The organism is Bacillus sp. SORGH_AS_0510 (assembly GCF_030818775.1).
In the GTDB taxonomy this organism is placed as follows: Bacteria; Bacillota; Bacilli; order Bacillales; family Cytobacillaceae; genus Neobacillus.
Genome location: NZ_JAUTAU010000001.1, coordinates 2,897,119 through 2,917,911, shown reverse-complemented (window position 1 = coordinate 2,917,911; position 20,793 = coordinate 2,897,119). Strand labels below are relative to the sequence as shown.

Annotated in this window: 18 protein-coding genes and 1 pseudogene; 14 read left to right on the top strand and 5 right to left on the bottom strand. The window is 36.3% G+C overall.

Going from position 1 to position 20,793, the window contains the following annotated elements; all coding sequences use genetic code 11:
• Window positions 1-108 precede the first annotated feature (108 nt).
• The 5 genes from QE429_RS14970 (at window position 109) to QE429_RS14950 (ending at window position 4,229) form a co-directional block, all read left to right on the top strand.
• Entirely contained in the window at window positions 109-615 is a 507-nt protein-coding gene (locus QE429_RS14970) for a HEAT repeat domain-containing protein (RefSeq protein ID WP_307288013.1), read from the top strand.
• Between the two features lie 133 nt (window positions 616-748).
• Entirely contained in the window at window positions 749-1,039 is a 291-nt protein-coding gene (locus tag QE429_RS14965) for a hypothetical protein (RefSeq protein WP_307288012.1), read from the top strand.
• Between the two features lie 125 nt (window positions 1,040-1,164).
• Window positions 1,165-1,560, top strand: coding sequence for a hypothetical protein (locus tag QE429_RS14960; RefSeq protein ID WP_307288011.1), 396 nt, complete (start codon window positions 1,165-1,167; stop codon window positions 1,558-1,560).
• Between the two features lie 88 nt (window positions 1,561-1,648).
• Entirely contained in the window at window positions 1,649-2,110 is a 462-nt protein-coding gene (locus QE429_RS14955) for a hypothetical protein (protein WP_307288010.1), read from the top strand.
• A 1,681-nt stretch (window positions 2,111-3,791) separates the two neighbouring features.
• Window positions 3,792-4,229, top strand: coding sequence for a YfmQ family protein (locus QE429_RS14950; protein WP_307290832.1), 438 nt, complete (start codon window positions 3,792-3,794; stop codon window positions 4,227-4,229).
• A 47-nt stretch (window positions 4,230-4,276) separates the two neighbouring features.
• Here the strand turns inward: QE429_RS14950 and pdxR are convergent, their stop codons facing one another.
• A complete protein-coding gene (gene pdxR / locus QE429_RS14945; RefSeq protein WP_307288009.1) occupies window positions 4,277-5,713 on the bottom strand; it encodes a MocR-like pyridoxine biosynthesis transcription factor PdxR in 1,437 nt (478 codons plus the stop codon).
• Window positions 5,714-5,911: 198 nt separating this feature from the next.
• Here pdxR and QE429_RS14940 point away from each other — a divergent pair, with 198 nt between their 5' ends.
• Window positions 5,912-6,304, top strand: coding sequence for an iron chaperone (locus tag QE429_RS14940; RefSeq protein ID WP_307288008.1), 393 nt, complete (start codon window positions 5,912-5,914; stop codon window positions 6,302-6,304).
• Between the two features lie 176 nt (window positions 6,305-6,480).
• On the opposite strand, the gene QE429_RS14935 is transcribed toward QE429_RS14940, so the two are convergent.
• On the bottom strand, window positions 6,481-7,206 hold the full coding sequence (locus tag QE429_RS14935) for a MurR/RpiR family transcriptional regulator (protein ID WP_307288005.1): 726 nt from the start codon (window positions 7,204-7,206) through the stop codon (window positions 6,481-6,483).
• Between the two features lie 211 nt (window positions 7,207-7,417).
• On the opposite strand from QE429_RS14935, the gene QE429_RS14930 reads away from it, so the two are divergent.
• Window positions 7,418-8,851 (top strand): glycoside hydrolase family 1 protein, encoded by a 1,434-nt coding sequence (locus tag QE429_RS14930; RefSeq protein ID WP_307288004.1) that lies wholly within the window; start codon window positions 7,418-7,420, stop codon window positions 8,849-8,851.
• A gap of 345 nt (window positions 8,852-9,196) precedes the next feature.
• The gene (locus QE429_RS14925; protein WP_307288003.1) at window positions 9,197-9,739 is read left to right on the top strand and encodes a GNAT family N-acetyltransferase; all 543 of its coding nucleotides are present in this window, start codon (window positions 9,197-9,199) and stop codon (window positions 9,737-9,739) included.
• 45 nt (window positions 9,740-9,784) lie between these two features.
• Here the strand turns inward: QE429_RS14925 and QE429_RS14920 are convergent, their stop codons facing one another.
• Window positions 9,785-9,955 (bottom strand): hypothetical protein, encoded by a 171-nt coding sequence (locus tag QE429_RS14920; protein ID WP_307288001.1) that lies wholly within the window; start codon window positions 9,953-9,955, stop codon window positions 9,785-9,787.
• A gap of 167 nt (window positions 9,956-10,122) precedes the next feature.
• On the opposite strand from QE429_RS14920, the gene QE429_RS14915 reads away from it, so the two are divergent.
• The 4 genes from QE429_RS14915 (at window position 10,123) to QE429_RS14900 (ending at window position 14,790) form a co-directional block, all read left to right on the top strand.
• A complete protein-coding gene (locus QE429_RS14915; protein ID WP_307288000.1) occupies window positions 10,123-10,683 on the top strand; it encodes a class I SAM-dependent methyltransferase in 561 nt (186 codons plus the stop codon).
• A gap of 128 nt (window positions 10,684-10,811) precedes the next feature.
• Window positions 10,812-11,678, top strand: coding sequence for a D-alanyl-D-alanine carboxypeptidase family protein (locus QE429_RS14910; protein WP_307287999.1), 867 nt, complete (start codon window positions 10,812-10,814; stop codon window positions 11,676-11,678).
• Window positions 11,679-11,868: 190 nt separating this feature from the next.
• Window positions 11,869-12,699, top strand: a complete 831-nt coding sequence (locus QE429_RS14905) for a pentapeptide repeat-containing protein (protein WP_307287998.1) — start codon at window positions 11,869-11,871, stop codon at window positions 12,697-12,699.
• 852 nt (window positions 12,700-13,551) lie between these two features.
• Window positions 13,552-14,790, top strand: a complete 1,239-nt coding sequence (locus QE429_RS14900; protein WP_307284559.1) for an IS110 family RNA-guided transposase — start codon at window positions 13,552-13,554, stop codon at window positions 14,788-14,790.
• Between the two features lie 832 nt (window positions 14,791-15,622).
• Here the strand turns inward: QE429_RS14900 and ppsA are convergent.
• Window positions 15,623-18,227 (bottom strand): annotated as a pseudogene (gene ppsA, locus QE429_RS14895) (phosphoenolpyruvate synthase).
• A 230-nt stretch (window positions 18,228-18,457) separates the two neighbouring features.
• Here ppsA and QE429_RS14890 point away from each other — a divergent pair.
• Window positions 18,458-18,712, top strand: coding sequence for a DUF3949 domain-containing protein (locus QE429_RS14890; RefSeq protein ID WP_307287997.1), 255 nt, complete (start codon window positions 18,458-18,460; stop codon window positions 18,710-18,712).
• A gap of 51 nt (window positions 18,713-18,763) precedes the next feature.
• Here the strand turns inward: QE429_RS14890 and QE429_RS14885 are convergent, their stop codons facing one another.
• Window positions 18,764-19,747: an NAD(P)-dependent alcohol dehydrogenase gene (locus QE429_RS14885; RefSeq protein ID WP_373463259.1), complete on the bottom strand. Its 984-nt coding sequence runs from the start codon at window positions 19,745-19,747 to the stop codon at window positions 18,764-18,766.
• A gap of 180 nt (window positions 19,748-19,927) precedes the next feature.
• Here QE429_RS14885 and QE429_RS14880 point away from each other — a divergent pair, with 180 nt between their 5' ends.
• A complete protein-coding gene (locus QE429_RS14880; RefSeq protein WP_307287995.1) occupies window positions 19,928-20,494 on the top strand; it encodes a GNAT family N-acetyltransferase in 567 nt (188 codons plus the stop codon).
• Window positions 20,495-20,793: the final 299 nt, after the last annotated feature.

Genomic DNA, 20,793 nt, shown 5'->3' with positions numbered 1-20,793 from the left:
TTTGCTTATTAAGCTAAAGAAGCAGTTTAGTTTAAGAAGGAAAATAAAAACAAGGTGAAGAATTTATCATACCTAGGCAGGTTAGTTACAGATAAATGGAGTGAACAAATGAAAATACAAGAAGCGTTAAAATATGCATTAGACAGTGAAAATGTAGAGGAAGCCGAAAGTTTATTGAATAAAGTCGGGGAAAATAAATACAAGGAAGCTATACCTGTTCTTATAAATTATTTAAAAAGCACAGAGAATCATAGGATTCGTAATGCAATTGCATTAGCACTCAGTGACATTGGGGATGAAAAAGCAGTAAAACCACTGATTGAAATGATAAATGATTCCAAAACATTAGGTTATCGGGGCTCATTGTTATATGCATTAAAGCCTTTTGATTGTTCAGCATATCTGGAAACATTGGTTTACCACCTACTGACAGGAAACTATGAGGTTCAATTAAACTCATTTGAACTAATTGAAGAGAACATTAATTCATCTATTAGCGATGAAGTTTTATTGAATTCTATCTTAAAGGTGAAGAATGAACTCGATGAAATAGAGCGTCAAAAGGAGATATTTACAGATGCATTAGAAATTTTATTTTCACTAAAGAAAATCTAAATTAGACTCCACCTTACTCAACTAACAGGGGCTTTTAGTCAGGATGATTTGATCGCTGTGGCGGTCATTTTTTCTTTTGAACTACCGTGGCAGAATAGCTGAATTAGAAATGGTGATATACAGGAGGTTATAAATGGAGATTCCAAGTGAACTTGATGGTGCAAAGGTCATACATATTACTAAAAATTCTTTGGAAAATAGGTACGGATATGTCGGAATAGTCGATGATAGCAGAAATTTAATTGATAAGATCTATATAACTGCTGTTGCTATTTGCAAATATGATGGTAGTAAAGAATGTTATCTTTTCTCCTGTGACTTAGATTGGGAAGTTATTGGTGATATGGATTACGACACAATAGAAGACGCAAAAGAGAGTGCTATAAACAATCATAATGTTAAAGAGGAGGATTGGATATTTTAACTAACGTGGCAACATTCCTGAAATAAGTTTGTGAACAAATGTACTTAAACTATAGGGTGCGTTGATCCAGGTAGGATTAGCGTCCTTTTTTGTTGAACTCTTAATTAAACAAACGGAGCAGTTTAGTGCAAGAAGGAGAAGTAAGTGTATTTGGTGAAATATATCATAATCACAAACAAAAAGGGATTAAAGGTGTGGTTATGAAACTAATTGAGTGCGTTACTGTTAAGGGAGTTAGGTATGTTGGTGAATCAGGGGAGTCTATGATTATTGATTTTAGGGAATGCAATCAGAACTGGATACAGTACAGAAGCAGAACTGAGAAACTAAAGAATGATGAAATACAAGAAATTATAAGACAAGACAAAACCATTGGGCAAAGGGATAGTGATTCAAATCCGCCTTATTTTGAGTTTTTTACAAGACCCTTTACACGACTTGAGTTTGAATCAAAAGGCGCATTTCAACAGTTTAGAGATACTATTGCAGCGACTGGATGGAGTACAATCGATTTAACTTAAAGGCAGTTCGTATTAACTAAAGATGCAGGGTAGTAAAATTGAATCAAATCAAATACCAGATAATGCTCCAAGATTAGGAGGTAGCATCTTGGCAATATGGGATTATCAACTAATACTATTTCCAAAAGGGAATATAGCTGAATTAACTGAAGAAGGGATGGATTTCATAGGACCATCTTCTTTTGAATTTAATCAAGCAATTAATATTCTAGAAAGAATAGATGAAGTGAAAGGTGATAAATCTTTAAAATCCTGGGATTCTTTCGATGATGAATGTTACTTTCTATATGATGATGGAACATACAAAGTTGAGATTGAACTGAATACAGGAACTAAGGCTCAAAATGCAGATTGTATATCTATTAGAACTAACATAGATAAAGAGAATGGATGTATAGTCAAAGCATTGAAGATATGTACCATACTTTCTGAATCTTTAAATTTATCTTGTTGGAATATGAAGCTCGGAGGACTAATTGAATTAAATAATATTCAAGATGTAGAAAAAACAATAACCCATTTTAACAAGTTGAAAAGCCGAACGATTTAATAAAATAGTTCTCCTTCAACCCATAGGAATTAGAATTAAAAGGTGATTTGTCAGTGTTAATTCATAAGTTTCAAATAAAGTTTGTGAATTATTGTACTTACACTAACGGGTGCATTAGTTGTAGAATAAACTCCAAAAATGGATATTAAAAATAGGCTCAGTGTGAACTGAGCCATTTATTTTTTTTTGAAAAAACGTATACAAAAGGCAGTACAAATTGAGCTACATTTTCGTTTGTATTTTCGGGTTTTATGATAGGAAACGGAACCAGTTAAAAAGGAATGTCAGTTTTATATTTATGTATCAAACTTTTTTGTAATTGTTCCTTCATAATTCTTGAGTAATCTCAGAAGGTATATGTTGGTGCAATAAACCAAGAAATAAACGGGAATGGAATAATAAACTTTCCAACCATTATACTTATAAACGTCTAAAATGAAAGCTAAATATTCAAAAGTTGTATTTAGGAGAGAGATGAAAAATAAAAATATAAGATTTATTATCACAGATTTATGATAAAACCATTTATCATAAATGAAAATAAAGGTATAGGTGGCAGGTCCATAGATAAATAAATATAAAAATAAATCCAACAACTCAAATTCCTTTGAATCCATCACATCATATAAATCAAGTGGGGGGCCAGCAAGGAAATGATCAACGGTTATTCCAATCGAAATATTAAACAAAAATAATATGATGCTGGTTGAATAAGAAAATCGTTTAGGAAGTAATTTTACAAAGATAATGGTATAAATGACGCAGAGAATGAGTATAAAAATTTCATTTTCATCAAACCTTTTTGGAAGGGGCATGGTTTATACTACTCCTTGTTAGCTTTTCAAATGCATATATCATAATAAGGGATAACACTATAATAGAGCTTCCCATAAATGCTGACTTACTAAATGTCCAATTATGTAGCTTTACTATATGAAATTGATTATTTAGAACTTCAAGATAGTAACAGACAAAGATCCAGCCAATTGATAATAAAACTTTCAAGAAAAATCGTCTGAATATGTGTAGTAAGAAAAATAATGAAAGAGGAAGTAAAAACGTTCGATCGATGATTAGGTGAAAAAGGTTTCCCTGCCGATTAGTTAATGTAAGTAATTGCTGATTAAGTGCGAAAATGTCATATGATAAAGTAACAATAAAGAGGATGAAAAAATAGTTGCCTAGCGTTTGAATAGGATCCTTTTTACAAGCTCTGACCCAAAAAATTAAAAGAATCATACATATTAGTATTTTGATTAAAGGAATCATACGTTTACTCCTTGGACATACCGTAATAAGATGATTATTTCCTAATATTCACTGAAATATCCGTTACAAACTGTTAGATGAAATGTATAAAGTGGATGGTCAATTTTTAGCACAATTGGATGGTTAATAATCTATAAAGTTAGGTTATTATTAAGTTAATTATATAGACAAAAATACGGTATGGGGTGTATTATGAATATCATGTTTGGCTTAGTTATTTTAATCTTAATTATTTCAGTGGTTTCAACTTTATTGATTACCAATAAACCAGATGAAAACTATAGCGGCTCCACTAAAAGAAATACAACTAACTTAACTCTTATATATGTAGTTATTATTTTTATCGCGCTAACTTCACTAGGAATTTACATTTGGCTAAATTAGTCACTATAGACAATGGAGATGATGAATGATGATGTGGACAATTGTTTCAATCATTGTAATTAGTTTAATAAAAATATTAATGACCTGCTTGCCAACGGGTACGGTGGAATGGCTGATGAGAAAATTCGATGTACATTCAAAATTGAATGTTCAAGAAGTGACGGTAACATTGGACGGAAAAGAGATTATTGGCGAAGAAAAGGAAAAGATAATTAATAATTTTAATGAAGCTATTTTCATAGAAAAACAATATATCTTCCCAGGTACCGAAGAGCTTTATTTACACCCAGAGAACAGCAAAACACCATTAGTCATCGAGTCGAAAAGTGGTAAACATGCTGTCAGGTTATTGGTATTCCAATATGACGATCATGTCGATGTAGTTAAACAGTATAAGAAGAAAGTAGCTGCCTATAGTGTGAATTCTAAAGATCTGCAAAAGTGGTCTTTAAAAGCTGTAATGTAAACCAACCATTATGGAAATGGCTCAGTTTTGAAAACTGAGCCATTTTTTTATGTTGTTACAGTATGAAGGGCATCAGCAAACCTTCTTACACCTTCATTGATATTTTTTTCAGTTTCCCTGGAAAAAGTAAAACGAACATATCCTGTCTCCGAACCCATCGTTGAACCCGGTACATAAATAACACCACGTTTTATTGATTCTTCTAATAGGCGATTTTCATTAAACTCTTCTTTAATCTTGCACCAAATATGTATTCCCCCATTAGGAATAGTAAATTCCACCTGTCCCTTTAAATAGTATCGAAGGCTTTCCACTATTTGATTCCTTCTACTTTCTAGTTGCTTTACTAAGTTATAGATATGAGAGGGAAAATCTCTCGAACTTAAAAATTCATTGGCGATCCATTGTGTATAGCTTGCATGCCCAAAATCGACTTGTTGCTTGGCATCTGAGAGCCTTTCGATTACCGCTTTTGGTCCAATAATCCAGCCAATTCTTAACCCGGATGCAACGATCTTGGTTAGTGAGCTAATATATAGAACATTTCCATATCGGTCTAATGATTTTAGAGTTTGCATCTTTTCACCGGAAAATGAAGTTAAACTATACGGATCATCTTCCACGATCGGGATGCCGTATTCAGAAGATAACTCAAGGACTTTTTTACGTTTTTCTGCAGATAATAACGTTCCAGATGGGTTTTGATAAATAGGATTTAAAAAGATCATCCTAATTCTATGTTTTTTATATAATTCAGATATGTCATCAGGGTTGATACCGTCCTGACCCACTTGTAAAAAGTACGTTTTAATCCCTGCTGATTTAAAAACAGGCAAACCGTAATGATAAGAAGGATCTTCGATAGCAACAGCATCACCAGGTTTTAATAGACACTGAACGACGAGATGCAGTGCTTGTTGCGCACCTGATGTTATTAATATGGAAGAGGGGTCTGTTTGTATATTCCTAAACTCTTCAACATGTTCGGTAAGTGTCTGACGTAGGATACGATTACCTTGTGGATGGTCATAGCCCAAAGTTCCAATAAAGGATCGATTGGAGGTAATTTCTCTAAGTGATGTCATTGGAAAAAGATCCTGAGACAACTCACCACTGGCCAAGTTTATTAATTCGTGCGCTGCCGTTTTCTTATGTATTTGTTGTGTAACAGGCAAGTTGGGTAAAAACGTCCCCGCCTCAATATATCTGTTCCAACTAGGGATACGTTTCTTAGACATTCCCCAAATATCTTTGCTAATGGTGGTACCACTGCCCCTATTCCTATCAATCAGTCCATTTGATTCCAATAGGTCATATGCTGCAACCACTGTACTTCTGTTAATACCAAGTTCCTTTGCAAGGCCTCTTTCGGAGGGCAAGGGCATATCATGTGAAAAGGAACCATCTGCAATTCCATCTTCAATAAACGAAGCAAGTTGTTTATAAATGGGAACATTAGAACTTCTATCGGGTTTCCAGTCCATTTTTTACATCCTTTAATCTAGAATATTTTTCACTATTGTATCCTTTTTCAAAATAATATGCATTCTAAATGCTAGGAAGTTTTCTAACCAGGAAGGTGAAATAATTTTGGAGGCGAATAAATTCTTATACCAGTAATTAAGAAAATAGACGGTTACGCGATTGGACAATATGATGAATGATTAGTGAAAGGAGAAACCATGGAAGAAATCAAAAAGAAGTTTAACTCAATTGACGAATACATATCACAATTTCCTCTTGATCTTCAGGAAAAACTGCAAGCCTTAAGAAAGGTGATTAGGGAGTCTGCACCAGATGCAAAAGAAAAGATAAGCTATCAAATGCCAACTTTTGTTTTACATAAGAATCTTGTGCATTTCGCTGCCTATAGAAATCACATTGGCTTTTATCCTACATCAAGTGGAATTGAGGCATTTAAACAGGATATATCAAATTATAAAAGTTCTAAAGGAGCAGTACAATTTCCTATAAATCAACCTTTACCATTTGAATTAATTAGTAAGATAGTTAAATTTAGAGTGGATGAGGAACTAATGAAAGCAGAGAAAGCTAAAGTGAAAAGGAATAAATAAAAAGGGAGTGGAATGGGATGGAGCATGAATTAAAGTAATTCATCAAGAAGTGTGACATTGCCATAAAGAACGATACCTGTATGCAGGACATCTTTCTTGTTGCACAACTAAGTTTTGTCTTTCATACGTGAAAAGTTTGTAAAAGCAAATTGTATAGAGCCGCTTTAATTGTAAAATTAACGACCTAATTTATAAATCTCACGAGCAATCGATTCAAGAATATAAACAACAGGAACCTGGGTAGTAATATTCGCCTCTTCGAAAAATTCCTCTGTAACATAATAAGGAATGTTGATATCAGACATTTTGGCAATGGTGGATAGTTTATTGTTAGTAATACTTATTATTTTACTACCTTCTTGTTTTAATTGATTCAGATGAGTAACTGTGAAATTATTTTCACCTGAAACTGATAAAGCAATGGTTACACTATTATCGCGGAGTTTTGTATGAATCGGAAAATGCGGATCCTTAATATACAATGAAAACTTTCCTAGGCTTGAGAAATATCTCGCGCCGTATTCCGCAAGAATTCCAGAGCTTCCTATCCCTATAAAAATAACATTGTCTGCTGTGTGAACTAGACTCGCGGCCTGTCTAATTTTTTCCTCTATATCTCCCTTTAATGTCCGCTCAAAAAACTCTACTATAGAATGTTGGGCACTTTTTATCACAGTCTTTTTATTTCCTTCTAAATGCATCTTAAGTTTGACTTTAAATTCGGAAAAACCCTCACAGTTTACTTTTCTACAAAAACGTAAAATTGTGGCTGTAGAAACATGGGTTTCATCGGCTAGCTCGCGAATTCGCATATAAGCCACTTTTTCAGCATTTTGACTGACATAGTTGTATAAAGATGTTTCTAATTCATTGAAAGAGGCAATGACTTCGTTGGAAAACATGAATTGGAACTCTCCTTTATCGTCAATAGCTCTATTTTACCACAAAAAACACAGCGTTACATTTATGAAACAAGTGACTAGTCATGTTATTAAAAACTATATTCTTCTACTTCATTTACTATCTAGCTAAAGGTCGTTATTATTCCATTATAGAATTAAACCAACTAACAAATAGTAAGGATTATGGAAAAAATTTCAGGAGGGTACTCGTATGAATAAATATCATTTCCCTGAAGGGTTTTTATGGGGCGGAGCAACAGCAGCCAATCAAATGGAGGGCGGCTTTGATGAAGGGAATAAAGGATTGAACATTGCCGATGTACTTCCAGGCGGAAAAGAAAGACTGAACATTCTCCAATCCCCTGGATTCAATTTTGAAATCGATGCAGAGAAATACTATCCGAACCATGAAGGAATTGACTTCTACCACCGTTACAAGGAAGATATCGCCTTATTTGCAGAAATGGGTTTTAAAGTATTCCGCATGTCCATTGCATGGACAAGAATTTTTCCAAACGGAAATGAGCTCGACCCCAATGAGGAAGGTTTAGCATTCTATGACCGAGTATTTGATGAATTGCACAAACATGGAATCGAACCTGTTGTAACGATTTCACACTATGAAATGCCTGTTACCCTTGTAAAAGAATACGGGGGATGGAGAAGTCGAGAAGTGGTGACCTTCTTTGAACGATACGTTCATGCAATTTTCAACCGTTTCAAAAATAAAGTGAAAAACTGGATGACCTTTAATGAAATCAATAGTGGTTTAATCATGCCAATCATGGGCCTTGGTTTTGCGATCCATAAAGAAGAGGACAAATACCAGCCAACGTTCCAGGCGTACCATCATCAATTTGTTGCCAGTGCGATTGCTGTAAAAGCGTGCCGAGAAACCATTCCTGACGCGCAAATTGGCTGTATGATACTCTATGCTCCAGTGTATTCCTATGATTCCAACCCGGAAAATGTCATGTATGCCTTGCAGGAAGAACGTTTCTTTAACTATTTCTGTGCAGATGTGCAGGTGCGCGGGGAATATCCTGCGTTTATTAAGCGTTTTTTCAAGGAGCATAACATTGAGTTAGACATTAGGGAAGGTGATTTGGAATTAATCAAAGAGGGCACCGTTGATTATATTGGTTTCAGTTATTATATGTCTCGTACGGAGAAAAAGCAGAAGTCCGTTCTTGAGAATGCTCAAGGAAATTTGATTGGCGGGGTGCGGAATCCATTCCTAAAGGCAAGTGATTGGGGCTGGGAAATCGACCCGGTTGGCTTACGAATTAGCTTAAATCAATTGTATGACCGGTACCAAGTACCTTTATTCGTCGTGGAGAACGGGTTAGGAGCCTATGACACTGTGCAAGATGACGGCTCCATTAATGATGATTATCGAATTGACTATCTTCGCGATCACATCAAGGCAATGGGCGAAGCGATTGAAGATGGTGTGGAACTAATGGGTTATACAAGCTGGGGATGTATCGATATGGTCAGCATGTCTTCAGGCGAGTACTCTAAGCGGTATGGTTTCATTTATGTCGACAAGCATGATGACGGCAGCGGGACATTGGAACGCAAGAAGAAGAAGTCGTTCTTTTGGTATAAGGATGTTATTGAGACAAATGGCGGGAAACTTTAGGATGGAAAAATGCGTCTTTGCTAAAAAGCAGAGACGTATTTTTTTGGTATGTTTGGGGGCTAATCATGTGACTAGTGCCCGTGGAAGAGGAAAACGAGCCGAAACGGTAACTAGTCGGAGGGACTAGTGCCTGTGGAAACGGAAAAAGAGAAGGAATGGTAACTGGTCGGAGGGACTAGTGCCCGTGGAGGCGGCAGAAGAGAAGGAACGGTAACTAGTCGGATTGACTTAATGCCCGACGAAACTGAAAAAGAGAAAGAACGGTAATTAGCTATAAGGGAAGGATTTTTTAGTTTTTACTAGAAATCTTAAATAATTGAAATTGTTTAAGGAGTGTTTTCAGGTGTGTTAAATATCGAGATACGAAGGCCAAAAACGGAGGATATAGCTAACCTGTATCAATTTTTTGAAAAAGTAATTATAGATACTTTTACAAAAGAAGGTATTGGGGATCAGTTAGAGGATATAGAAAATGAAATTGAAACGAAGAAAAATTATTTAGTAAGTGACCTTGGAAGTAATGGAAGGAAGCGATTTTTTCTTATTGCTATTCACTCTGATAAAATCGTTGGGTCAATCGAATACGGGCCTGCAAGCGAACTCATATGTAAATGTACACACAATGCTTATAAAGGCATACCTGAGATAGGTACAGTATTTATCCATCCAGAGTATCAAAGGTTGGGAATAGGAAATTTATTATTGAAAGCAATGTATAACACTTTAAAAAGTGAAGGAATAGATGGGTTTTGTTTAGATAGCGGTTATGTGCGTGCACAAAAAATCTGGAAAAAGAAATTCGGAGAACCTGATTTCTTGTTAAAGGATTATTGGGGCGAGGGATTTGACCATATGATTTGGAAAGTAAAAGTCAGCTATTTGATTTAAGAATACAAAAAACAACTCCAATATGAAGTTGTTTTTTAGAGTATGTTAGATAACTAATTTCAGATCTTTTTTGTCATTCTTTGTTTTGTTTTTAAGTTGAGATTCCAATTGAGCTAAGTCATATTGATCTTTTTCTTTAAGCCCATTAATAATTACATTTGATGCATAAATACAGATTAGAAACACAGCGATGGTAATTAACCAAGCTACTACCATTTTAAAATCCCCCTTTGAATTAACTTAAGTTCATTTTAATTAAATTCAAAGGATACAAATGTGACATAAATCACATAAAATAAGGGATTTATTCTCTATTTTTGAACACTTTTTGTATTTTCATAGTGAATACTGGTGAAAACAAAAATTTATTAGGAGTGAAACGATTGTCTAACAAACAAACTGAAATCAAACTAGTAATTGGTGCAGGGGAATATAACAATAATCCAGGGTGGTTACATACACAAGAAGAGGAACTAAATTTAATAGATGAGGACACATGGACTAAAAGATTTAGATCCAATTCTATAACTGCCATTTTAGCCGAGCATGTTTGGGAGCATCTTACCTACGATGAGGGAGTAAACGCAGCGAAAATCTGTTATCGATTTCTTAAACCATCAGGATATATTCGATGTGCTGTTCCAGATGCTTATTTTCCAGATGAAATTTATCAAGGTATTGTAAAGGTTGGGGGACCTGGTCCAATAGATCATCCAGCCGCCACACATAAAATTGTGCACAATTATAAAACCTTGAAAAACATGTTTCAAGCAGCGGGATTCGAGGTTCAATTACTTGAATATTGTGATGAAACTGGTGAATTTCATTCCAATGAGTGGGACGGAACAAAGGGAGTAATCTTTCGGTCAAAAAAATATGATCCAAGAAATCAAGGGGACCAGCTTGTCTTCCCATCCTTAATTATTGACGCAATAAAACTTTAATTTTGGGGACAGTCCCTCACTGCTGTAAAGCAGTGAGGGACTGTCCCCATTTTCATGTAGTAATTCTGTTTAAACTGGAACAAAATAAAACGGATAAGATTTGAGGTTCTTTCAATTGGAGGTACATCATGACAAACATCGGGAAATTTGTTGCAACATCACTATTAGTCCTTTTGATATTGAATGGAATGCTCATAATGAAGGGCAATTCGGCGGAGGTTGAGAGACAATCACCACCACTACCTCCGCAAATCGAAGGTGAGTATGGAGTCACCATAAATGCTAAAACCGGAGAGATTCTTTACGACAAAAATGCTCATTCTAAAGCTTATCCTGCAAGTATGACCAAAGTGTTAACCGCCACTCTTTTAGATGAACGAATGAAGGATGGAGACTGGTTAACGGTTAGTCAGCATGCAGCCAATCAAGAATGTCTCTGTTTGGGTCTTCGAGCAGGTGAAAGGATGACGAAACAGGATGCAATGAAAGCTTTGTTATTGCTGAGTGCCAATGACGTCGCCGTTGTCATTGCTGAAAACGTCGCAGGAAGTGAGAATGGCTTCGCAGATCTCATGAACCAAAAAGTACAACAATGGAATCTCAATGACACCCATTTTGTTACGGCTAACGGTCTGCACCATCCTAACCATTATACAACCCCTTATGACATGGCCATCATTACAAAAGAAGCGATTAAACACCCGATGGTACTAAAAGTCATGTCGACACAAACCACCGACATTAAAACGAGCAGACAAGAAAAAATCATCCGTAATTTAATCAATATTGGTGCTATGCCTAACGTCATTGCAGGGAAACCTGGATTTACAAATGCCGCACACCATACCCTCGTGGAATATTTAAAAAAGGGAGATAAGGAAATTATCGCGGTTGTCATGAAGGCAAGAAACAAAAGATCAAAATACAATGATATCCAAACGATGGCAAATTATGCTTTTGATCAAATGAACTCAACTGAAGAACGGACATTTTAGTATATCTAAAATGTCCGTTCTTTTTGAATGCTATAATTAGAATTCAAATTAAAGCTAAATAATTCCATATAAATAGAATAGTGAAGGATAAGTATGGAATTTGTTAGAATTATAGATGTACATAAAAAATTATATTATATTTATTACACTTAGATGTTATTAAGTTTTCTTTTATAAGGAAGTGTGAGTATTGTCTAATTTACTTAAATCTAATAGTTTAGGCCCTGACTGTGAAAACTGTTTTGGCTTATGTTGCGTAGCTTTACCCTATGCCAAATCGGCTGATTTTGCCTTTGACAAGGATGGGGGGACGCCTTGTAAGAACCTACAGTCAGATTATCGTTGCAGCATTCATAGTAATTTACGAAACCAAGGCTTTAAAGGGTGTACAGTATTCGAGTGCTTTGGTGCGGGCCAGAAAGTATCCCAAGTCACATATAATGGCAAGGATTGGCGTGAAAATCCAGAAATAGCTAAAGAAATGTTTGATGTCTTTCCGCTTATGCAACAGCTTCATGAAATGCTTCTTTACTTAGATGAGGCACTGAGTATAGAAGAAGTTCGTCCGATTTTTGAGGAATTGCAACAAGTATTAGAGGATATCGAACGCCTAACTAATCTTAGTCCAAACGAGATCTTAGTCCTTGATATACCGAGCCATAGAGCCATTGTAAATAATTTGCTGCTTCAAACAAGTGAATTTGTGCGAGCAAAAGTGAAAAAAGTAAAAAATCAATCTAGCAAGCTTAAAAAGGGAATCGGTCTAATCGGTGCCAACTTAAGCGGGAAGGATCTTAGAGGAAGTAATTTTAGAGGGGCACTTTTGATTGCTACAAATCTACGAAAAGCTGATTTGAGATTTACTGACTTTATTGGTGCAGATTTGAGAGATGCTGACCTCAGTGGGGCAAATTTACTTGGAAGTATATTCCTGACACAAGCACAAGTAAATGCTGCAAAAGGGGATAAACAAACGAAATTACCGGCTTCTTTAAAGGTACCGCAGCATTGGTTGGAGTAGAAGGAATAATAACTTCAAAAGGATCAAGGGTACACGGTATTTAGTTAGCAGGAATTAATGTTTCAAGAAAGAAAAACGACGCAAAGTTAGGTTTGCGTCGCTTTTTTTATTAAGGCTGTGTTAAAGAACAGTGTTGATTTATACATCCTGTTAATTGGAGCGGAAGGCACGAAGACTCCTGTGGGAGTATGGTTCAGGAGAGACCCCGCAGACGCTTGCGTCGAGGAGGCTCGCCGAAACACCCACGAACTGCTCGTGCCTGGAGCGGAAATCAACAGGCAAGTTTAACAGAGACTTTATTAAAGAATAAGGCAAAAGTCGAAGTAGAGCGGCCCTACGTCTACTTTTCAATAAAAGAATAAGGCAAAAGTCGAAGTAGAAGGGTTCTACGTTTACTTTTATATAAAAGAATAAGTAAAAAGTCGAAGTAGAGCGGCCCTACGTCTACTTTTATATAAAAGAATAAGGTGAAAGTCGAAGTAGAACGGTGCTACGTTTACTTTTATATAAAAGAATAAGTAAAAAGTCGAAGTAGAACGGTGCTACGTTTACTTTTCAATAAAAGAATAAGGCAAAAGTCGAAGTAGAACGGCCCTACGTTTCGTAATATAAGGTTAGCCAGAATTTTCTGGTTGACCTTTTTCTATATGGTCATATGATTACGGTAGTCGGGGTAGAACGTCGCCCCCGTGGGACTAGATCCCGTCAAGTAAACTGTTCACCCCCTACTTGTATAAACATGTTTCAGGCTGGTTGGGACCATGATCCCGTTTAACAAGCGAACCTATGACATTACAAGGAGCTTTAGGGGATACCGACTAATATGTATTTCTAGGAGGAGGAGTAATTAATATGAATCCAGTGATTGGTCTGGATGTATCAAAAGGGGAAAGCCAAGTTCAAGCATTTTTAGATAAAGGAAAACCATACCGTAAGAGTTTTAGTATTAAACATGATCTTAAAGGGTTAGAAAGTCTATTAGAATTCCTTCTAGATGTGGAAAAGGAAACTGGTGGTTATCAACCTTCGGTCGTTTTAGAATCAACTGGGCACTATCATATTCCCGTTATTCAGTTTCTAGAGGAACAAAATTATGTTTATATTATCGTGAATCCACTTATCTCACATAGAGCCAAGAGCTCAAGCCTTCGAAAGGTTAAAACTGATGCGATTGATGCTTATCATCTTTGTGAACTGTTTTATAAAGAAGAACTAGAGCCTTATAAGAAGCGTGGTGTTCAACTCTTAAACCTTCGTAATCTAACAAGGCAACAAGAGAGTATTGCAGAAATATCTGCAAAAACAAAGATACAGCTACATTCCTTAATTGATCAGGTCTTTCCTGAGTATCGAGGGGTTTTTGGAAGCCTCTATTCAAAGGTATCTTTGCTTACTTTACTAGAATTCCCTACTTCTAAGGCAGTATTAAGTGTAAGTGAAAAAGAATTAACTGATAAAATAGGTTCGTTATGTATGAGTCGTTCGGAGTCATGGGCAAAGGAAAAGGCACAGAAGTTAAGAGAAGCCGCCAATCGTGATCCTTTTCAAAACAATCTCTACGATAGTCATATTTTTAACCTTGAAATCTTGGTTAAGATTGTTCTTCAATACCAAGAGCATCTATCCAATATTGCGAATGAAATAGATGCCCTCGCAAGTGAAATTGAAGAATATGAGATTCTTCAATCTATCCCTGGAGTCGGAGAAAAAATCGCTGCAACGATTATTTCTGAAATCGGAGAGATAGATCGGTTTAATGATGCCAAGAAGTTAGTTGCATTCGCTGGAATAGATCCTAGTGTGTATTCTTCTGGAAAGTTTACTGCATCGGTAAACCGAATAACCAAACGTGGCTCATGTAGGCTTCGCCACGCCTTGTATATGGCTGTTCAAAGTGGTATTCGAGATTCCCGTAAAAAGAAAACGACTGATGAGATCATTCCACGTAATAGAAGACTACGTGAGTTTTACGATAAGAAACGAGAAGAAGGAAAACCCTTTAGAGTAGCCATTATTGCTTGTGTAAACAAACTCTTACATTGGATTTATGCCTTACTAAAAAGCAGAACAACTTTCCAAGATATAGCTTAGAACCTATATCTAACTAAATACAACAAAACCTTCCAGAAAGAGAATTTAGGAAGGTTATTTGGCATGAACATTTTTAGTATATCATGAGGTTATTAAACTTTTTATTGAAAAATGTTGACAAACTATTAGCTGGTTTACTTTTATATAAAAGAATAAGGTGAAAGTCGAAGTAGAACGGCCCTACGTCTACTTTTCAATAAAAGAATAAGGCAAAAGTCGAAGTAGAAGGGCTCTACGTCTACTTTTATATAAAAGAATAAGGCAAAAGTCGAAGTAGAGCGGCCCTACGTCTACTTTTCAATAAAAGAATAAGGCAAAAGTCGAAGTAGAAGGGTTCTAGGTCTACTTTTATATAAAAGAATAAGGTGAAAGTCGAAGTAGAACGGCTCTACGTTTACTTTTATATAAAAGAATAAGTAAAAAGTCGAAGTAGAACGGCTCTACGTTTACTTTTTTATTAAAGAATAAGGCAAAAGTCGAAGTAGAAGGGCTCTACGTCTACTTTTATATAAAAGAATAAGTAAAAAGTCGAAGTAGAACGGTGCTACGTCTACTTTTCAATAAAAGAATAAGGCAAAAGTCGAAGTAGAAGGGTTCTACGTCTACTTTTATATAATAGAATAAGGTGAAAGTCGAAGTAGAAGGGCTCTACGTTTACTTTTATATAAAAGAATAAGTAAAAAGTCGAAGTAGAAGGTGCTACGTTTACTTTTCAATAAAAGAATAAGGCAAAAGTCGAAGTAGAAGGGCTCTACGTCTACTTTTCAATAAAAGAATAAGGCAAAAGTTGAAGTAGAGCCGCCCTACGTCTACTTTTATAGATATTCAGCAACTACAATATCGTAATATACCCATCTGTTCCATGCACGCGAATTCGTTGTCCATCTTTTATTAGTTTGGTAGCATTTTCGACCCCGACAACTGCTGGTAAGCCATATTCCCGTGCGATCACTGCACCATGTGTCATCAGTCCGCCAACTTCGGTGACTAGGCCTTTTATGGATACAAACAATGGTGTCCAGCTAGGGTCGGTAAAAGGGGTGACTAATATATCTCCTTCATCTAAATCAGCATCTTCCATGTTTAAGATGACACGTGCTCTTCCCTCAATAACTCCGGAAGAAACAGGTAGACCTACAATAGCGCCGGCTGGGATATTTTCTCGTTTATACTCACCTGCAATGATTTCACCATCAGACGTGATCACACGTGGGGGAGTTAGTTTTTCATAGAATTTGTACTCGTCTTTTCGTTTGCAGATGGTCTGATAATCCAGTTTATTTGTGCAGACGACTTCGTGAAGTTCTTCAAAAGTGAGATAGTATATATCTTCTTTTTCATGAATAATACCCGCTTGTACGAGTTGTTCGGACTCTTTCAATAACGCTTGCTTATAAATGAAATAGCGACTAATCATGCCGTATTTTGGATATTCACGGTAACCGATGAAATTCCGGATTAGGTCGATCATATGTTTTGTTTCTTTGGCTTTTTGTTCACCATCTGGTAATTGCTTCAATCGATCTAATATCTCTTGTTCTTTTTTCAAAGCAACACGCAGTCCTTGCTCAAATTTCCGATTGCTGGCATTAGACTCAAAGTTTTTGATGTTACCCAGAATCATAGGGAGAAGTGTAGTTGGTTTTTCGCTCCAACGACGTCTAGTAATATCGATTTCTCCGGCACATCGCATTCCGTATTTGTTGAGATAATCATAAATAGTGTCCCGAGCTTCCTTTCCTCCATTAAAATTAACCAATTCATCCAGAAAGTTATCATCTTTTACATGTTGTAAATAATCAATTACCTCAGGATAAGGACGAATCACATCTGCGACATCCAATAATGCTAGACCCATTTCTGACGTAATATTGTGTGGTACAGATTGTGAAAGTATGTCTGCTACGTTTTTTTCACCCAACCACTTATCTATGTTTTCATTGATCCACGATGAAGCATTCATAGCTGACATAAATACACGCGAACTCTGTGGGTTAAATAAGATCTTCTTTAATTCCTGGATATCTTCTAAGATAAAATCAAGTAAATTCACTCCTGATTTCGTTTGGATGTTTTGTTTTAACTCTTCTATCGATGTTTGAGTACTCTTAATCAAATCAGCAACGATTGACGGATTGCTTTCGATTCCTGATAGCAAATCAGTATTGTATCTGCTGGGACTAGGCGGTTTTTGATCATTTGGTATCGATTGTATAAAATCTCCTCGCTCTACGACGGTCACGAGTGCGTCTTTCATGAGGGGGTCATGTTGGCCCATGTTTTTTAATAACATGTTTCTGCTGTCAGGTGAAGCCAGCATAGGTGTAACATCAACAAACAACCTTCCACCTGCTTTACGCATGGGCGCAGGTGTGGTTAACAGGAAAAAAGACAGTCCCAATGGTTTCATAGGGTCGGTCATCATTTGTTGATGACCAACAGATACATAGACGTGATTTCCTTGATCATTCGCTTCAGGAATTGGGAAAAGCGTAGTAATTGGCCGACTCTGGACGATATAAAATGTATCATCAATCAAACACCATTCGATATCTTGTGGACAACCAAAATAAGCTTCGATCTGTCTACCTATGCGTGCTAGTCGTAAAATTTGTTGGTCAGTAAGAGTTTGAGTTAGTCTTTTGTAGACCAGGATCAATCTGAATTGTCTCTGTTCCGCCTTCTTTTCGTGCATAGATTGCCAATTTTTTGGTTGCTATCATCTTGTTGACGATTTTCTCATCCCGTACTTTATAACAATCGGCAGATACCCATCCAGAGACCAGTGCTTCTCCAAGTCCAAAACTAGCATCGATTGATAGCAGCTTTCGGTTAGAAGTAATCGGATCAGCCGTAAATAAAATCCCTGAAGCCTGAGGGAAAACCATCCTTTGAACGATAACAGATAAATAAACTTGTTTGTGGTCAAATCCGTTCTGTATTCGATAAATCACAGCGCGATCCGTAAAAAGGGAAGCCCAACATTTTCTGATATGCTGCATGATTGATTCTTTGCCGATGATATTTAAATAGGTATCATGTTGACCAGCAAAAGAGGCATAAGGTAAATCTTCAGCAGTCGCACTAGAACGCACTGCATATGCATATTCTTCACCAAGTTGGGAGAGATAGTGAATAACTGCTGTCACTACATCTGAAGGAATCTCTACTTCCATAATGAGCTGCCGGATTTTCCTGCTGATTTCACCAATTTGATTTCGATCTTCTACTTTTAGCATTGCTAGTTGATCCAACAATGTTTGTAGCGTTTCGTTTTGTTCGATGGCTTTTTGATACCCAACAGTTGTAATACAAAATCCTTCTGGTACTTGAATCCCTTCGATTTTGGATAATTCTCCTAAATTTACCCCTTTTCCGCCAACGAGCAAAAGCTGAGTTTTTTCCATTTCCTGAAAACCGAGAGCCAAAGAACTCATTCTACATCTCTCCTAACCAATAATGTGTTATTGATTTTAGCAGTACTAAATGAGAATAAACAGTCTATATTATCCATTTTCTACATGATATAATTAAATTAGGGAGAGGTTCATTTTTAAAAATAACCAACATAATGTTAAATAATTCCATAAACAATTGAAACTTTTATAAAATACAACCGTATTATAGATTAAGGAAAATTTTTCTTGAAAAGAGGGGAGGATTTCAGATGGGTCTATATGCGACATTAGGAATTATCGGTGCATACCTCTTATTATCGCTTGTTCTTTTACCTGTGCAATATAAGTATGTTAAACATCTAAAAGATGAGGATAAAAAACGTCAAGAACTTGGACTTAGCCAAGGGGATTATTATGATAAAATGAGTTTTGAAAATCAAGAGCTGCATTATAACGCACAAGGAAATATACTTTTTATCGGCGCAAACCTACTGGCTACTCTCTTGTATAAATGGAAACATTAATGGTTGAAATACTAAGTGCCTCATTCATTAGGAATGAGGCATTTTTTCGTTTTATATAGTGATGACTACTTTTCCTTGCGCATGCCCTTTTGCAAAATACTTGAAGGCTTCTTTCACTTCACTTAATTTATAACTTCGATCAATTACAGGCTTTACTTTGCCGTCTTCAATAAGTTTCTTCATATAAATCAGGTCTTTTTGGTTAGCTCTTTGCAAAAAGGTACCCATTTTCTTTTTTTCAGTGAGAGAAATCCAAGGACCGAGTGCCATTGCTTGGAACATTTGAGAGCCGGAACCACCAACGTGAACAAATCTGCCATTTGGTTTTAAAGCTTTTTTATAATCCGACATAGAGTGATGTCCATTCACACCAACAATGAGGTCATAATTCTTCATCTTTTTCGTAAAATCTTCTTTCGTATAGTCAATCGCATTATCTGCGCCAATGGAACGGAGAATGTCAATGTTTCTTGTACTACACACTCCAGTCACCTCTGCTCCAAACGATTTTGCAATCTGAATAGCAAAAGTCCCGACACCACCAGAAGCCCCATTAATCAGCACTTTTTGGCCTGACTCAATCTGACCTTTATCCCGCAACCCCTGTAGAGCGGTAACCCCTGCCATAGGAACAGCTGCCGCTTCCTCAAATGATAAGTTCGCTGGTTTTACTGCTAAGGCACTTTCAGGAACAGCTACATATTCAGCAAACCCACCCCAACCACACCCTGAAAGGTCACCAAAAACCTCATCGCCTGGTTGAAAGTGCTTAACATCCTTTCCAACGGCTTCCACCCGTCCTGCGATGTCACCACCAGGTATACGGTATTTCGGTTTTGTCAGCCCGAAAGCAAAACGAGCTAAGAAGGGCTCTCCCTTTAAAAGTACCAAGTTACCAAAATTCAAGGATGCTGCATGAATTTTTACAAGTACTTGATTGTCTTTAGGATCGGGTTTATTTATCTCTGTTAATTGAAGTACTTCAGGTGGACCATATTTATTAGAAACGACTGCTATCACGTGAAATCCTCCCATTCTATTTAAAACTAAACTCAATAATCAATAACTAGTGCAAAGTCCTCAAAAACTCTAATTAAATCATATTCCAATTAAGTAACATTAAAGACCAAAATGAATGGTCCTTTTCCGAATAAAAGGAAAAACATCTTTCATGGAGAAATATAAAAAAGAAGTAAACAAAACCGGAGGGATCCTGTGTATTACAAAGTTGATAATTTAGTTATTCGCCCAATTATGGAAAAGGATTTGCCCAAACTATGGGATTTGATTTATAAAGAAGAATCACCTGAATGGAAAAAGTGGGATGCACCTTATTTTGAACATAAGCATGTACCTTATGATGAATATTTAAGTCAAAAAGAAGCTATTGTTGAACAAGATGATCGCTGGGTTATTGAAGTGGTTGGTGAGGTAATTGGCACACTAGGATATTATTGGGAGCATAAACCTTCTAATTGGCTGGAGATGGGAATTGTTATCTATAATCCGACCTATTGGAGCGGCGGGTATGGCACGCATGCCCTTCGTCTTTTAATCAATCATTTATTTAATTCCTTACCATTGGTACGGGTAGGTTACACCACCTGGTCAGGGAATAAACGAATGATTAAGGTGGGCGAAAAGCTTGGGATGACCTTGGAAGCGAGGATTAGAAAGGTCCGTTATTATAATGGAACATACTATGACTCTATTAGGATGGGACTTTTACGAGAAGAGTGGGAAGTGAATGAAGTATTTAAGGTAGCGGCTTTCAATCATTAGTAATAGAGATTAGAGAAGTTATAATGATTTTTTATAAATGATTTGGAAACAATGAGTTATGCGAGAATTAAATAAATTCTTTTTGAGCCGACAAAATTGTTGATTATTTGATTTGCTGATAAAATCTCAAATTCGCTGATAAAAACATAGATTCGCTGATATATTTTATTATTCGCTGATAAATGCTTGAAATTCGCTGATAAATCGTAAAATTCGATAGAAAAGTGTAATTTTACATTGAATTTGGTGCCTAATGGGGGAACATTATATTGTAGGAATCAATAACAGATATGGTAGGA

What these genes read in the sequence shown, in the direction of transcription:
- QE429_RS14970 (WP_307288013.1), top strand. Translation starts at nt 109, where the DNA reads ATGAAAATACAAGAAGCGTTAAAATATGCATTAGACAGTGAAAATGTA.
- QE429_RS14965 (WP_307288012.1), top strand. Translation starts at nt 749, where the DNA reads ATGGAGATTCCAAGTGAACTTGATGGTGCAAAGGTCATACATATTACT.
- QE429_RS14950 (WP_307290832.1), top strand. Translation starts at nt 3,792, where the DNA reads ATGATGTGGACAATTGTTTCAATCATTGTAATTAGTTTAATAAAAATA.
- pdxR (WP_307288009.1), bottom strand. Translation starts at nt 5,713, where the DNA reads ATGGACTGGAAACCCGATAGAAGTTCTAATGTTCCCATTTATAAACAA.
- QE429_RS14940 (WP_307288008.1), top strand. Translation starts at nt 5,912, where the DNA reads ATGGAAGAAATCAAAAAGAAGTTTAACTCAATTGACGAATACATATCA.
- QE429_RS14935 (WP_307288005.1), bottom strand. Translation starts at nt 7,206, where the DNA reads ATGTTTTCCAACGAAGTCATTGCCTCTTTCAATGAATTAGAAACATCT.
- QE429_RS14930 (WP_307288004.1), top strand. Translation starts at nt 7,418, where the DNA reads ATGAATAAATATCATTTCCCTGAAGGGTTTTTATGGGGCGGAGCAACA.
- QE429_RS14920 (WP_307288001.1), bottom strand. Translation starts at nt 9,955, where the DNA reads ATGGTAGTAGCTTGGTTAATTACCATCGCTGTGTTTCTAATCTGTATT.
- QE429_RS14910 (WP_307287999.1), top strand. Translation starts at nt 10,812, where the DNA reads ATGACAAACATCGGGAAATTTGTTGCAACATCACTATTAGTCCTTTTG.
- QE429_RS14900 (WP_307284559.1), top strand. Translation starts at nt 13,552, where the DNA reads ATGAATCCAGTGATTGGTCTGGATGTATCAAAAGGGGAAAGCCAAGTT.
- QE429_RS14890 (WP_307287997.1), top strand. Translation starts at nt 18,458, where the DNA reads ATGGGTCTATATGCGACATTAGGAATTATCGGTGCATACCTCTTATTA.
- QE429_RS14885 (WP_373463259.1), bottom strand. Translation starts at nt 19,747, where the DNA reads ATGGGAGGATTTCACGTGATAGCAGTCGTTTCTAATAAATATGGTCCA.